At 42.6% G+C, this 13,919-nt stretch carries 12 protein-coding genes; 6 read left to right on the top strand and 6 right to left on the bottom strand.

The window, feature by feature from the left end; genetic code table 11:
* The first annotated feature begins 294 nt into the window (after positions 1 to 294).
* Together AABM38_RS22040 and AABM38_RS22045 are read left to right on the top strand one after the other, a co-directional pair.
* Positions 295 to 1,497 carry a processed acidic surface protein gene (locus AABM38_RS22040; RefSeq protein ID WP_423408296.1) on the top strand — a complete coding sequence of 401 codons (1,203 nt, stop codon included), beginning with the start codon at positions 295 to 297 and terminating at the stop codon, positions 1,495 to 1,497.
* Positions 1,498 to 1,501: 4 nt separating this feature from the next.
* On the top strand, positions 1,502 to 2,119 hold the full coding sequence (locus tag AABM38_RS22045) for a class D sortase (protein ID WP_423408297.1): 618 nt from the start codon (positions 1,502 to 1,504) through the stop codon (positions 2,117 to 2,119).
* A 100-nt stretch (positions 2,120 to 2,219) separates the two neighbouring features.
* On the opposite strand, the gene AABM38_RS22050 is transcribed toward AABM38_RS22045, so the two are convergent.
* A complete protein-coding gene (locus tag AABM38_RS22050; RefSeq protein ID WP_423408298.1) occupies positions 2,220 to 2,489 on the bottom strand; it encodes a replicative helicase loader/inhibitor in 270 nt (89 codons plus the stop codon).
* A 298-nt stretch (positions 2,490 to 2,787) separates the two neighbouring features.
* On the opposite strand from AABM38_RS22050, the gene AABM38_RS22055 reads away from it, so the two are divergent.
* Positions 2,788 to 3,426 carry a sigma-70 family RNA polymerase sigma factor gene (locus AABM38_RS22055; RefSeq protein WP_423408299.1) on the top strand — a complete coding sequence of 213 codons (639 nt, stop codon included), beginning with the start codon at positions 2,788 to 2,790 and terminating at the stop codon, positions 3,424 to 3,426.
* On the opposite strand, the gene AABM38_RS22060 is transcribed toward AABM38_RS22055, so the two are convergent.
* Positions 3,346 to 3,717 (bottom strand): hypothetical protein, encoded by a 372-nt coding sequence (locus tag AABM38_RS22060; RefSeq protein ID WP_423408300.1) that lies wholly within the window; start codon positions 3,715 to 3,717, stop codon positions 3,346 to 3,348. The two genes, AABM38_RS22055 and AABM38_RS22060, sit on opposite strands and share 81 nt — an antisense overlap.
* Before the next feature lie 184 nt (positions 3,718 to 3,901).
* Between AABM38_RS22060 and AABM38_RS22065 the strand changes: the two genes are divergently transcribed.
* Positions 3,902 to 5,347, top strand: coding sequence for an S-layer homology domain-containing protein (locus tag AABM38_RS22065; protein WP_423408301.1), 1,446 nt, complete (start codon positions 3,902 to 3,904; stop codon positions 5,345 to 5,347).
* A gap of 119 nt (positions 5,348 to 5,466) precedes the next feature.
* On the opposite strand, the gene galU is transcribed toward AABM38_RS22065, so the two are convergent.
* A complete protein-coding gene (gene galU, locus AABM38_RS22070; protein ID WP_423408302.1) occupies positions 5,467 to 6,363 on the bottom strand; it encodes a UTP--glucose-1-phosphate uridylyltransferase GalU in 897 nt (298 codons plus the stop codon).
* A 323-nt stretch (positions 6,364 to 6,686) separates the two neighbouring features.
* Between galU and AABM38_RS22075 the strand changes: the two genes are divergently transcribed.
* Entirely contained in the window at positions 6,687 to 7,970 is a 1,284-nt protein-coding gene (locus AABM38_RS22075) for a DUF3221 domain-containing protein (RefSeq protein ID WP_423408303.1), read from the top strand.
* 120 nt (positions 7,971 to 8,090) lie between these two features.
* Here AABM38_RS22075 and AABM38_RS22080 read toward each other — a convergent pair whose 3' ends face one another.
* From AABM38_RS22080 to AABM38_RS22090, 3 genes are all read right to left on the bottom strand, one after another.
* On the bottom strand, positions 8,091 to 8,951 hold the full coding sequence (locus AABM38_RS22080) for a carbohydrate ABC transporter permease (RefSeq protein ID WP_423408304.1): 861 nt from the start codon (positions 8,949 to 8,951) through the stop codon (positions 8,091 to 8,093).
* A gap of 22 nt (positions 8,952 to 8,973) precedes the next feature.
* A complete protein-coding gene (locus tag AABM38_RS22085; protein ID WP_423408305.1) occupies positions 8,974 to 9,861 on the bottom strand; it encodes a carbohydrate ABC transporter permease in 888 nt (295 codons plus the stop codon).
* Between the two features lie 91 nt (positions 9,862 to 9,952).
* Positions 9,953 to 11,218 (bottom strand): sugar ABC transporter substrate-binding protein, encoded by a 1,266-nt coding sequence (locus AABM38_RS22090; protein ID WP_423408306.1) that lies wholly within the window; start codon positions 11,216 to 11,218, stop codon positions 9,953 to 9,955.
* Between the two features lie 460 nt (positions 11,219 to 11,678).
* Here AABM38_RS22090 and AABM38_RS22095 point away from each other — a divergent pair, with 460 nt between their 5' ends.
* The gene (locus tag AABM38_RS22095) at positions 11,679 to 13,850 is read left to right on the top strand and encodes a glycoside hydrolase family 3 N-terminal domain-containing protein (protein WP_423408307.1); all 2,172 of its coding nucleotides are present in this window, start codon (positions 11,679 to 11,681) and stop codon (positions 13,848 to 13,850) included.
* Positions 13,851 to 13,919: the final 69 nt, after the last annotated feature.

Consider the following 13,919-nt stretch of genomic DNA (forward strand, 5'->3'; position numbering starts at 1 on the left):
ACTAGTATATAACCCTATCAAAATAATAAAATCCCCCCATAATTTCCCCTCTATATAAAAATCCAAAAAAAATTCACAATCACTTTACCACACTACCGCAATGGGGGTCAGACCCCCAACCCGACACCGCTTTAATGCATCACCTTGCCGGGGGTCTGACCCCCACCGTTTTACTGCGTTAAAGCATTTCTTTATGTCTTACAAAAATTCCATATTATACTACTATCTGAACCTTGGAAATCCAGATATAATACTTTTGTAATATATCTGTAATATTAATAGGGGGAAGTTTTTTTGAAACGCATTTTATCTATTGTGTTAGCTCTATCGCTAACTTTTGTGGCTATGCCTTATGCTGCTTTTGCGGCGGTGGATGCTCAGGATCCTGAGTTCCAGAATTATCTTAAGGAAATTGGCATGTCAGAGGAAGAGTTTGTTTCTTATTTAAGCGACATGCACGACTATACACTGGAAGATTTTGAGTCACTTGAAGAATTAACGATGTATTTGGGAGATTTACTGAACGAGGAGAACCTGCAGGAGCTTATTGCAGAGTTTGAATTGAATGAGGAAGATTTCAATCTTTTACTTGAAGAGCACGGTGCTTCTTTGGACGACTACGTATTCTTCGATGATCTTTACTTTGACGTTACTGATTGGCTGTATGCTGAAGAAATGACACCAATTACGGATGAGACGCTTCAATTCCTTCTAGATGAGTTCGATTTCGAATCAAGAGAAGAACTAGAGCGTTTCTTGAATGAATCCGGAGATTCGATCGATAACTACGAAACGATTGAAGATCTTTCATGGGCTGTTTCCCAACTATACTTCATGCAGTCAAAAGATGATTTAATCAATACATTGGATTCTTTCGGCCTGTCACTTGCTGAAGCGAACCGCCTGGCTAATCATGTGATCGCAATCATCGAAAATCCTGAACTGGATGCCGAGCAATTTTTCATGGGCATGGAAGAGATTGGCACTCGTCTAATGGACTTCCCTGAGTTTGACAGTGCGACTGATCTTTCTGCAGAAGAGATCGCAGAGTTCATCGATGTTTGGAATGACCTTCTTGAATTGCTGCAACTTGATGTAGAGTACTTTTTAACAAAGGATGGACAGACAACTCCTGTATCATTCACTTCATTAATGCAAATGGATTCTACTAAGGGTGCAGATTTACTTATCAAAATCTCTAATCTAGATGGTGAACTTTTAGCTGACATGATCATTACGAAAGATATGTTTGACTCAGAGTTCATGGAAGAAACAGGCGAAAACCTTGAGCAGACAACTGAAGCTGCAGAAGATGTAGCTACAGCTGTTGAAAAAATGCCTACTGATAAGCTTGCCGGTAAACCTGTTGCTAAGACAGTAAAAGGCGGACAGCTGCCAAATACTGCTTCCAACTATCTGCAAAACACATTAGCTGGACTGGCAATCGTTCTTTTAGGAGCGTTTGTGTTCAGGAAAGTGAATGTAAAACGTGCTTAATACAATGAAAAAAAGAAGAACCGGTAAATTGGTTCTTCTTTCATTATCTGTTGCTGTCATCGCCTTTGGATTATGGTTCAGCGGGTCAAACGCCTTCAAATTCATGAAGGGGTACCTGCTATTCAAAACTGAACAGACAGAGCCGAAACAAGTCCTTGCGAGCAAGCCTGAAAAAGAAGAGCCAAAGCCGTCCCACAATAGTTTGTATCTGAAAGCACCTGAACAAGGTGAAATGATCGGCAATCTCTCAATCCCAAAGCTTGAGGCCAATTTGCCAATCTACCATGGAACAGATGAAGATGAATTGGAAAAAGGTGTTGGCCACTTCGCAGGCAGCGTGCTTCCTGGTGAAAAAGACAACTCCGTCCTATCAGGGCATCGCGACACAGTATTTCGCAGGCTAGGCGAAGTTGGAAAAGGTGATCTGCTGGTTGTCTCGACTGAAGCCGGAGAGTTCACCTACAAGATAAGGAAAGTACGAATTGTTGACGCCGATGACAGAACCGTCATCGTCCCAAAACCAAGGCCTACACTAACCGTTACAACGTGCTACCCCTTTGATTTCATTGGGGATGCTCCACAACGTTACATCCTAGTAGCCGACCTAATTAAATCTAGTTAAATACAAAATGGGGGTCAGTTCACCAGCGCGTTAAAGCGCCGGGGGACTGACCCCCATCGCATTAACGCTTTACTGTGGCGGGGGTCAGTCCCCCAGTGCGTTAATGCTTTGCTTGGCTAAACAGTTCGGTTTCTGGACGGTTTGCTACTGCACGGGTGCCTGGATCTCGGTATGGGCCGCTGATCAGTTCTTTTACGCTTGGTGGGTAAGCCGATTTGGTTGCATGTACTTTAAGGTTTTTCTTAAGTGTGTCAAATGAGTAACTTTTCAACACCTCATACCAATCATCGATTTTGTGCTGATTTACTTTAAAGCTTTGATAATAACTCTGGCTCATTGTCAGCAATTTCACTACTTCATCCCTCGTCATTCCTATCGTCCTCCTCTCTATTTATTGAGATGAAAATGTACTCATCATCTATATACAAAGAACTCCGAAAAAGAGACATCTTATGAAAAACTTAAACATCCCCTGCAAATAGTCTGATATCTTACTAAAAATCAATAATCAGCTCTGAAAATTCATTTTTCTTGCCCAAAATCGTATTTCCCACACTTTTCCCCTTCCAAAATTCAATTTTCCGTAATTCGATACTATAAAGCCATTCCATTATGTTAGAGGTACCCGGGAATACAGTTGCAAAGCGCGCTTTCTGAAGGGATTCAGAATGGAAAGCTTCGAACAGCTTGCAGTCCAATACACACCGATGATACACAAAATCATCCGCTCACTTAACATTTACAAAAATAAAGACGAGTTTTATCAACTCGCCCTGATTGGTCTATGGGAATCCTCAGAAAGGTTCGATTCGAGCAAAGGCGATTTCACCAATTATGCCTACTCGATCATCAAAGGAAAAATCAAAAACGAAATGACAAAAGCAAATAAAGTTGCGGATTCAACCACAACGGCTAAAGAGGAGTACTGGGTAAACATCGAAGAGGAATTTCCCATCATACCTTTTGAGGAAGACGCAATTCTTTTTTATTGTAAAAACAGCCATTTAACCGAGAATCAGACCAAATGGGTTTTTTACCACTTCCTGAAGGGTCTTGACATTAGAGAAATAGCAGATATTGAAGAAGTCTCCCTTTCCACTGTGAAAGCTTGGAGAGCAGGTGCAATGGAAAAGCTGAGAAAATTTAAAAGTAATACCGAATTTTTTAAAAAGAAAGGGGTCAGTCCCTCGCGCTATAAAGCACCAAAGACTGACCCCGATTTATTATTAAGCATTCTTTTTCCATGCAAAGCACATAAACCGTGCATCTGCTGTAAGCCATTTTTGAGCATGAGCCTGGTCGATTAATTCCATATGCTCAAAAAATATTTTCTTAGCATATGGAAGTTTGACGTCGCGGACCGCTTCATTAAGCAAACGCAGGATTCGCTTATCCTGATCACTTAAAAGAGCAAATTCGTTTGTCTCTTTTTCTTTTACAATAACCTTTACAAGCTCTTTGGCTTCTTGACCTAGCATCTGGAAGTTGGTTGGCTCCGTAATACGCTTCCACTCTCTTAAAATAACTTCTCTTGCTGTACCATAACGCTGCTTTGCCATGTGATTATTAATAACGAAGACAACACTCTCAATTTTCAATTAACATCCCGTCACTTTTTTTAAGAATTTGATTACTATCTATTTTACGTAGTTAAAATGAACTAGTCAATGTAAGAATTATAAAAATAATCAAATATTAAAATAGAACTATTATACTAATCTTCTTTTCAGAAAGAAAATATTTGGAAAATCTGTTAAACTACTAAACGGGAGGAGATTGAAAATGAAAAAATTACTTAAAGTGGCGGCAGCTGCAACTTTATTAGTGAGTTTTGCACCTAGCATCAGTGCTCAGGAATTAACTAACACTAAGGTTGTAACTACAGCGAACGTTCAGCCATTAAGTGTGGCTGAAACACAACAAATTCTAAGAGAAGTTGCAGTCTCGAAAGGCATTCCTGCAGAAATTTTAAAGGCAATGGCTTTTGTAGAAACAGGCATGAAACAATTCAACTCTGATGGAACACCGATAGAAGCAACAGATGGCGGCATTGGAATCATGCAATTGACTCTTACTCCATCTGAAATTTCCCAGTTTAACGTGGATGTTGAAAAATTAAAATATGATACTAAGTACAACATCGAGCAAGGTGCAAATCACTTATTGCGCAAGTGGAAAAACAAGAATTTACCACAAGTGAACAACCATGAGCAAAATAAAATAGAAGATTGGTATTTTGCGGTCATGGCGTACAATGGTCTTTCAAAAAGAAATGACCCAATTTTTTCTGGAAGCAATGCTTATCAGGAAAAAGTATTCAATTCTATTCGAGATAATAGCCAGATTCCTCTAGGTAATACACCAAAACTGTCAATCGCTTATCCTAATCCATCTGCACCTGAATTAATGGAATTCCCAGGAGGAGTGGATTATCAGTGGCCAACCAGCACAAACACTACTCAGAATTACATGGCTAAAGAAATAGGCTATACCTATAATACTTTCGGAGTTCCTTCAAAATTAAGAAAATCCATTACCGATACAACGTCAACGGGATACCTTAATTATACTCCTGTTCAAATCGAAGGTGGTCCTTACGACAGTCCAAGCATCTATAACCACTTTGCTTTTTACAAGGTAAAAGGAACAAACTTTGATGGATATATGGCCTCTTCCAATATACAAACATCAAAAGATGTTAAACTGTTCACGGATATTAGCGGCGAAGTCCAACGTTCGGTAACTTTCCTGCAAACAAGAAAGACTATTAATGGCTATGCAGATGGATTCCGGGCAGGTGTACAGATTCCAAGAAAGCAGGCAGCTGCCTTAATTGTCCAAGCTTTGGATTTAAAACTTCCTTCCGGTTATAAAATGAAAGCTACTGATGTATCTACAAGTGATCCACTATATCAATATATGATGATTGCAGAAGCACATGGCATCATGGGTGCAGGCGGTACATTCAAACCTAATGATTTGCTAATCCGTTCTGATATGGCAACCATATTAGTTCGAGCATACAGTGAAGTATTTGAAAACCCCCCAGCTAGCTATAAGTTCGCAGGAGTTGAAACCACCGACCCTAATTATGCAAATATTAACAAGCTAGCCTATAATGGAATAACTGTAAACAACCCATTCAACAGAAACGGTTATTTAACACGCGGAGAATACGCTAGATTCCTAGAACGTTCTGTTATTAAGCAAGAAGCAAAACAGCAATAAAGAAAAAAGCGCAATGACAACAGAGATTAATCACCTGTTGCCGGCGCTTTTTCCTTTATAACGACAAACACTTTAACACTTTAAACCACTGGGGGTCTGACCCCCGCCGCTTTAACGCGTTAATCTTTGCATGCCTTTCTTTTCATATCTCTCTCTAATATATTATTAAGATATTTAAGCATATCGTACCTCAATTCTTGGTCTTGCAAGGCAAACTCAATGGTTGTTTTAACAAACCCAATCTTTTCCCCCACATCGTAGCGTTTCCCCTCAAAGTCATATGCAAATACTCTTTGTATTTGATTCAGTTTTTGAATCGCATCGGTTAACTGGATTTCCCCTCCAGCACCTGTTTCCATTTTATCGAGAAACATAAATATTTCTGGTGTGAGGATGTAGCGCCCCATGATGGCAAGGTTCGAAGGTGCAGTACCTGTCGCTGGTTTTTCAACTAAGTTCTCAACCTGATAACGGCGTCCCTCCTGTAAAGACGCATCAATGATGCCATATCGATGAGTCTCTTCCATTGGTACTGATTGCACACCGATGACAGAAGAACGTGTGACTTCGAATTGGTTCAAGAGCTGCTTTAAGCATGGCGTCTCACTTTGAACAATGTCATCGCCCAAAAGTACCGCAAATGGTTCATCTCCAATAAAATTCCGCGCACACCAGACGGCGTGTCCCAAGCCCTTAGGCTCCTTCTGACGAATATAATGGATATCTGCAAGGTTAGTAGAGTAGCGCACCTTCTCCAGCAAATCCAGCTTCCCTTTCGCCTCTAAATTACGCTCGAGTTCCGGAGCGAAATCAAAATGGTCCTCGATTGCACGTTTCCCTTTACCAGTGACGATAATGATATCCTCAATTCCAGATGCTACAGCTTCTTCCACTATATATTGGATCGTTGGCTTATCAACAATCGGCAGCATTTCCTTCGGCATCGCTTTTGTAGCCGGCAAAAATCGTGTTCCTAATCCAGCCGCCGGTATGATTGCCTTCCTCACCCGCTTCATCGGACTCCCCCTATAACCACTCTATATCAACAACCCTACCCAATCGCAAATGGCTTATCAATTGATTTTATGAACAAGAACACCCTTTTTATGAAGCTTTTATCTATACCTCTGTAAAATCACCACTCTAATCAATTTAATCAAACGTTTGATTAAATCCCCTTAACCCCCATTATAATGGGTTTTTGTCGCTGCACACTTCACCAAATTAACGCGCCGGGGGTCTGACCCCCAGTGCGTTAATGTGTTAAATCATTCCATTCGTTTGTAACTTTCCCCTCCCCCTGCCCGTCTATGTTTATAACAATATTTAGGAGGCAATCATGCGCAAACATCATGCAATAGCGGCTATTTTAGGACTGGCACTTGCCCTTTCTGGATGCGGGACAGACAATAACGGGGATACTCAGGAAAAGCGAGGGGCTGACAAGACGGCAAGCACGCCTGCCGAAGATGCTCTTCCGGTAAATGAATCAGGCTGGGAAACAATTGAAGTGGTCAATAACAGAGCCATCATCGCTAAACTGAAGCAAACGATAAAAGATACCCCAGAACGCGATAAAAAAATCGAAGAATACAAAGAAAGCAAGGATTTCCAGGATGGCGTGTTCGGCAAACCGACGGATGAACTTGCGGAGTCACTTGCCATGCAGGCAGTCGAGGGCAGTATCGCCCGTGAGACTTCAGAAAAAGTCTATGGCGGCTATAAAGGGCTTGAGGACGCAGCTGTCATTTTCTTTGAAAACAGCAATCAAAACGGTGAACGCATGGGCTATTGGATTGGTGTTAAAAAGGCCGATGACCGCCTGAAGAGGTTAATTGAGGAAATGCAGTCCAAGGTCGATGCAGGAGAAATCAAAGCGAAATATATCCACATCTTCTATTCCCCTTTTACGACATCCGAGAATTATACCTTGACGAATAAAGTGGCTCAAGCACTCCAGAGAGTGAAAAGACAGCCAGGAACACCGAGCCGCGGTTACTTCGATGCGTCTGTTGATACGCAAACAGGAGAAATAAATATAGGACACAACTTCCTGTCAGATGAGCAAAAGGAACAATTAAGAAAACTATTTCCTGATCGAAATATGGTTTTTGAACAGCAAGGGCGAATGATTCCTAAGGAAGGAGAATCCGATACCTTCTATCCTAAAAAGAAGTTTACCGAACAGCCATCCAAGGAAGGTGCCTATGTAATGGATTTGCAAGAAGATAGCTTGCTTGCTGTGGAGGCACAAGGGCGTATTTATAACAAGGCATCCGGCGAAGAGCAATTTGGTGCTACACAGTTCAAATTCCCCAAAGCCAGCGAAAAACTAAAAATCGGCCAAAGGGTCATCGTAGAACCAAATGGCCCCATTATGGAATCCTATCCTGGAAAAGGAGGAGCACTTTATATCACTGTCCTGCCGGAATATAAGCCTGCAGGAGCAAAATTGTCTGAATCGCAGGTTGTCAGCAAAGCCATCACCGAAGCAAAGAAAACAAGTGGAAATGAGCTACTAATCATACGAGAGCTCTCATATGAGCCAAGCAATAAACGGTGGACGGTGATTTTCATTCAAGGCTTCCAAGGACAAGAATTAAAAGTAGAATTAGCAGATTAACGCAATAACGCATGACCGGAGTGGGGGTCTGACCCCCACTCCGGTAACGCATTAACGCGCCGGGGGTCAGACCCCCGGCGCGTTAGTGTGTTAAAGCGGACTATATTTTTCGCTCATTCCTTATTTCATCCCCGAAATCGTATACCCATCAATGATATGCTTCTGGAAAATGATGAAGATGATGACGATCGGGACGACCATGAAGGTGGAGCCGGCCATTTGCAGGGCGAAGTTGCCGCCGTATTGGCCTTTTAATAGTGACAATCCGACTGATAGTGTGTACAGGCTTTCGTCGTTGGCGATGATCAGCGGCCAAAGGAAGCTGTTCCAGCCGGCGATGAAAGTCAGGATTCCCTGTACGGCAAGGATTGGTTTTGTCATCGGCAAGACGATCTGCCAGAAGACACGGAGCTCGCTTGCTCCATCAAGTCGAGCTGCTTCAAGCAATTCATCCGGGATGGTCGTCATGAACTGGCGGAACAGGAAGATACCGAACGCACCAACCAGGCCTGGAAGAACAATTCCTGCCATTGTATTTGTCAGCTGCATTTGGTTCAGGATCAGGTAAACTGGAATCATCGTTACCTGGCCAGGAATCATCATCGTTGCCAGCACGAGAAAGAATAATTTGTTTCGGCCTTTAAATTCAAACTTGGCGAATGCGTACCCTGCCATCGCATTTAAAAATAAACCTACGAACGACCAGAGAACGACGATGACCGTGTTTTTCAAATAGAGGCCGAAGTTCATATTGATAAAGAGATTCTGGAAATTCTCTAATGTGAATTCCTTTGGAAACAGCGTTGGCGTCAGCTGCATGACTTCACTTTCCGGTTTGAAGGAGGATAGAATCATCCAAACGAAAGGAATGGATACAAGTAATCCTCCAAGTGTCAGGATAATTCCCACGAACCATTGCTGTGATTTTTCCCGCTTCACATGAGCACTTAATGAATCTTTAGAAACTGCACTTGATTTCATTTAACTTTCACCTCTGCTTTCATCAATAATCCTGCTGTTTGTTTTGAAGCTTGAATTGAATCATCGTAATGATAATGATGGCAATGAACAAGATGAATGATCCTGCTGCTGCGTAACCGAAGTTGCTGAACTGGAATCCGTTGCGATAGATGAACAAGGCTACAGATGTCGTGCTATCAAGCGGCCCGCCATTTGTCATGACGAAAGGCTCCTCGAAAAATTGCAGCCAGCCAATCATCGTAGTGATCGAAACAAAGAAGATCGCGTATCTAAGCAAAGGTATCGTAATTTTCGTCAGCTGCTTCCAGTTGTTTGCACCATCAAGCTGCGCTGCTTCATAGTACGTTTTCGGAATACCCTGCAATGCGGCAAGGAAAATAATCATATTGATGCCGATCGCTCTCCAAAGCGCTAATAAAATAAGCGAAACCTTTGCCATGGTCGGGTCTGTAAGCCACGGTACATCTGGCAGGTTAAGAAGGTTTAAGACATGGTTGAACAATCCAAGTTGAGGGTTGTACAGATAGCTCCAAACAACAGCAACCGCAACAACGTTTGTGATGGAAGGCATATAGAAGACAACCCGGAAAGCCTTGAAAATCCGTGCTTTTCCAAAATTGATAAGAAGCGCAATGGCCAGTGAGATTACAATGACAAGCGGAACACCGATCACTACATAAAATAAAGTGTTAGTAATCGACTTTAAAAAGATTGGGTCACTTACAACCTCTTTATAGTTTTCGATGCCGACAAAACTGATCGATGACCAGTCCGCAATCCCTACTAAATCAAGGTCTGTGAAGCTGATAATCAGCGCAACAAAAATAGGCAAAATTGAAAATATAGTCAAAAGTATGATTGCAGGTGCTAAGAAAAAGTAAGGAGTCTTGTTTGCCTTTAAGCTTTTCATTGTAAGTCCCTTCCTTCTTGGTCCAGAAGTTCTGGACTATTATAGGCAGCTAGCAGGCACTCAGCCTGCTAGTCCACCTCAGAATTGCATATTACTTGGCTAAAATTTCTTCAGCCTCTTTATCGAACGCATCCATTTCTTCTTGGATGTCGGCACCGCCGCGGTAAATCTTTTCAAATCTGCTCAAGAAGTCCTGGGCAATTTTTTCGAAAGGTTTAATAACTGGCATTGGCTGTGCATTTTCTAACTGTTCACCAAACACTTTGTAGTACTGGTTCTCTTGAAGCTGCTTGTCGTTCCAAGCCTCTTTGTTCGCTGGAAGAGAGTTTGTCATTTCAAGCCATTTTACCTGAGTTTCTGGTTTGCTCATGTAAGCAAGGAATTTAAGTGCTTCATCCTTGTTCTTTGTGTACTGGAATACAGACAGATCTGATCCGCCAAGTGTTGAAGTATTTGTTTCTTTCGCTGGTAGTACCGCTGTTGCCCACTTGCCTTCCAGCTCAGGAGACTGGTCATTAATCAGCTTGACCATCCAAGGGCCACTGATAAACATAGGAAGGATTCCGTCACCTTTGAATGCCTGGATGATGTCCAGTCCAAGATCAACTGGCGCTGAGCCATCCTTGAAGAATCCATTCAAGTATTCAACCGCTTCAACGAATTCTGGTTCGTTAAAAGAAGCTTTGTTGCCTTCGATCAGCTTAGATCCATTTTGGCGAGCCAGCATGAACGACAAGCTTTGTTCATTTGTGTCAATGCTTATTCCGTATTTGTCGTCGCCGCGAGCTCTTAATTTCTTCGCTGCGTCACGAAGCTCGTCCCAAGTTTTTGGCGCTTCCTTAAAACCAGCTTTCTCTAGAAGATCTGTACGGTAGTAAAGGACGCGTGTATCAACGTACCAAGGAACACCGACAACCTTGTCATCATATTTAGTCGTTTCAACTGAACCTTCGAAGAAGTTGTCAGCTGCTAATTCAGGATATTTTTCAGTGTGCTTTGTTAGATCTAGCAATGCATTAGCAGAAGCAAATTCAGGAATCCAAGTTGTACCCATTTGCACAACATCAGGACCTTTTTTCGAAGCAACCGCTGTTAAAAGCTTATCATGCGCCTGATCCCAAGGAATCGCCTGCACCTTTACATCGATATCAGGATTTTCTTTTTCAAACTCGTCCGCAATCTTTGGAAGAGTCTTCGCTTCTTCCCCCATGCCCCATACAGTGATGACTTTCTTGCCGTCTTTTCCAGAACCTGAATCAGAAGAACATCCTGCTAGTGCACCAGATACAACCAATGTACCTACCATTGCTGCAGCTGCAAACTTCTTGCTGAATACATTAAACATTTTTCGGCTCATTCGTAAAACCCCCAAAATAATTTAATAAGTTCTTGCATTTACGTTTCCCGTTATAGCAAATCATTACTATATAACTCACGAACATCTACCCAAAATGGCACTTCGTTTGCGAAAACCCCCTCGCAGTGAAACGTTTCGAAAACAGTTAAAAAAATAATAGGTTAAAACTTGAGAAACGATTCAAACATTCTGGTCTCTTTTACCGAAAAGAAATGTTGGAAGCGATTGAAACGTTTCGATAGGGCTATTATATTTCATGGTGTAATCGTTTTCAAGTAAAAAATTGAGCTTGATTTTACTTTTTTTCTAAAATCCTTGCCATTACTGGTTTCGCTTTCATTTATCAATAGAAACGTTTCGATAATTCGTTGACTCTGAAAAAGAAAGCGCTTATAATGCAGTTGTATCTTTATTCGAAACGTTTCTATTACTTCAATATATTTCGGGGAGGTTCACCCATATGAACAGTCAGAAACTTACTTCTTTATTAAAAGAAATGACGCTTGATGAGAAAATCGCACAATTACTTCAATTAGCTACACCATTTTTCGAAGGCTCCAGTGATGAAGGACAAATTACCGGTCCCCTTGCTTCTATGAACATAACTGAAGAAAAGGTTCGCAATACCGGATCGGTCCTCGGAGCTTCAGGTGGAGCGAAGGAAGCGATCTGCATTCAGGAAGCCCATATGAAAAAGACCCGATTAGGCATTCCTCTATTATTCATGGCGGATGTCATCCACGGTTATAAAACGATTTTCCCTGTACCTCTGGCAATTGGCTGTTCGTGGGATTTGGACAAGGCCGAGCAGAGCGCTGAAATTGCAGCAAAAGAAGCTGCGGCTGCAGGCGTCCATGTGACCTTCGCACCAATGGTTGACCTAGTTCGCGACCCTCGCTGGGGACGCGTAATGGAATCGACTGGTGAAGACCCGTATTTAAATAGTGAATTTGCGAAGTCGTTTGTACGCGGTTTCCAAGGGAAAGACTTGAAAAATAATAAAGAATCAGTAGCTGCTTGTGTGAAGCATTTCGCTGCATACGGCGCTGGTGAAGGCGGCCGTGATTACAATACCGTCAATATGTCGGAACGCCAAATGAGAGAATCCTATCTCCCAGCCTACAAAGCAGCGCTCGACGAAGGCTGTGAAATGGTCATGACGGCATTCAATACAGTCGACGGCATCCCGGCAACTGGCAATGTAAAACTTATGCGCGACCTGCTCCGCGATGAGTGGGGCTTCGATGGCATCCTCATTTCCGACTGGGGCGCGGTAAAAGAAATGATCCCGCACGGCGTTGCAGAGGATGAAGCGGAAGCTGCCTACAAAGCGATCCAGGCCGGCGTCGACATCGAAATGATGACTTCTTGCTATGTCGATCATTTAAAAGCTCAGGTTGAAAGCGGAAAAGTAGATGAGAAGCTGATTGATGAATCCGTTATGCGCATTCTGGCTTTGAAGAATAAATTAGGATTATTTGAAAATCCATATCGCGGTGCGGATGTGGCGCTTGAGCAAGAGCTGATCATGAGCGATGAACATCGAGATGCTGCCAGAGAACTGGCTGTGAAGTCTTCTGTTTTATTAAAAAATAACGGTGTTCTTCCTATTAATAAAGAAAAGAAAATCGCGCTGATCGGCCCATTCGCGCAAAGCGGCGATATTTTAGGACCATGGTCATTCCTTGGTTCAAAGGAAAAAGCGGTTCAATTATATGACGGCCTGCTGGCGAAGCTGGACTCTTCCCTTCTTTTAACAGCAAAGGGCTGTGAAATTGAAACTGGTTCTGAAGAACAGTTAGCGGAGGCTGTAAAAATGGCTGAGGAAGCGGATGTAATCGTGCTTGCGCTTGGAGAAGCTTCCGAAATGAGCGGTGAAGCTGGCTGCCGTGCGGATATCCGCCTGCCAGTGGTTCAATTGGAGCTAGCCGCTAAAATGAAGGATCTTGGCAAACCAATCGTGGCGGTATTGTTCAACGGACGTCCGCTCGACCTGCACGGAATCTGGGACGAAGCCGATGCGATTTTAGAAGCATGGTATCCAGGAACAGAAGGCGGAAACGCTGTGGCTGACATCGTGTTTGGCGATGCGAACCCATCCGCGAAACTGACGATGTCCTTCCCTTATTCAGTTGGACAGGTGCCTGTTTACTACAACCATTTCAACACTGGCCGCCCTCAAGGGGCTCCGGATGCACAGGAACGATATGTATCACAGTATTTAGATATCCCGAACGAACCTTTACTTCCGTTCGGATTCGGGTTGAGCTATACGAGCTTTGAATATAGCGATGTAAAATTGTCCGATGGGACGATGTCTGCGACCAAGCCATTGACCGTTTCCGTAGAGGTTGAAAACACTGGCAAGATGGCCGGAGAAGAAATCATCCAGCTATATGTCCGCGACATCGCTGGTGAAATCGTAAGACCGATGAAGGAACTAAAAGGCTTCAAAAAAGTCGCTTTAGAGCCTGGTGATAAAGTGACAGTTACGTTTGAAATTACAGAAGAGCATTTACGCTACTACTACTCTGATTTAAGTTTCAAGAGCGATCCAGGAAAATTCATCGCTTTTGTTGGCCCTAACAGCAGGGATACGGTTGAATTGGGGTTTGAACTTGCTGCTGAGTGATTTTTGACTGAAAAAAGTTGAATTTCATTATGGTTTTGGCGATTAAATTTCAGTTGAAATCAGTTTAAT

It is taken from the genome of Heyndrickxia sp. MSNUG (genome assembly GCF_049532715.1).
In the GTDB taxonomy this organism is placed as follows: Bacteria; Bacillota; Bacilli; order Bacillales; family Cytobacillaceae; genus Mesobacillus.

Bases quoted from the DNA above. Each gene is read 5' to 3' on its own strand.
- AABM38_RS22085 (WP_423408305.1), bottom strand. From the start codon at position 9,861: ATGAAAAGCTTAAAGGCAAACAAGACTCCTTACTTTTTCTTAGCACCT.
- AABM38_RS22050 (WP_423408298.1), bottom strand. From the start codon at position 2,489: ATGACGAGGGATGAAGTAGTGAAATTGCTGACAATGAGCCAGAGTTAT.
- AABM38_RS22075 (WP_423408303.1), top strand. From the start codon at position 6,687: ATGCGCAAACATCATGCAATAGCGGCTATTTTAGGACTGGCACTTGCC.
- AABM38_RS22090 (WP_423408306.1), bottom strand. From the start codon at position 11,218: ATGAGCCGAAAAATGTTTAATGTATTCAGCAAGAAGTTTGCAGCTGCA.
- AABM38_RS22065 (WP_423408301.1), top strand. From the start codon at position 3,902: ATGAAAAAATTACTTAAAGTGGCGGCAGCTGCAACTTTATTAGTGAGT.
- AABM38_RS22055 (WP_423408299.1), top strand. From the start codon at position 2,788: ATGGAAAGCTTCGAACAGCTTGCAGTCCAATACACACCGATGATACAC.
- AABM38_RS22095 (WP_423408307.1), top strand. From the start codon at position 11,679: ATGAACAGTCAGAAACTTACTTCTTTATTAAAAGAAATGACGCTTGAT.
- AABM38_RS22045 (WP_423408297.1), top strand. From the start codon at position 1,502: ATGAAAAAAAGAAGAACCGGTAAATTGGTTCTTCTTTCATTATCTGTT.
- AABM38_RS22080 (WP_423408304.1), bottom strand. From the start codon at position 8,951: ATGAAATCAAGTGCAGTTTCTAAAGATTCATTAAGTGCTCATGTGAAG.
- galU (WP_423408302.1), bottom strand. From the start codon at position 6,363: ATGAAGCGGGTGAGGAAGGCAATCATACCGGCGGCTGGATTAGGAACA.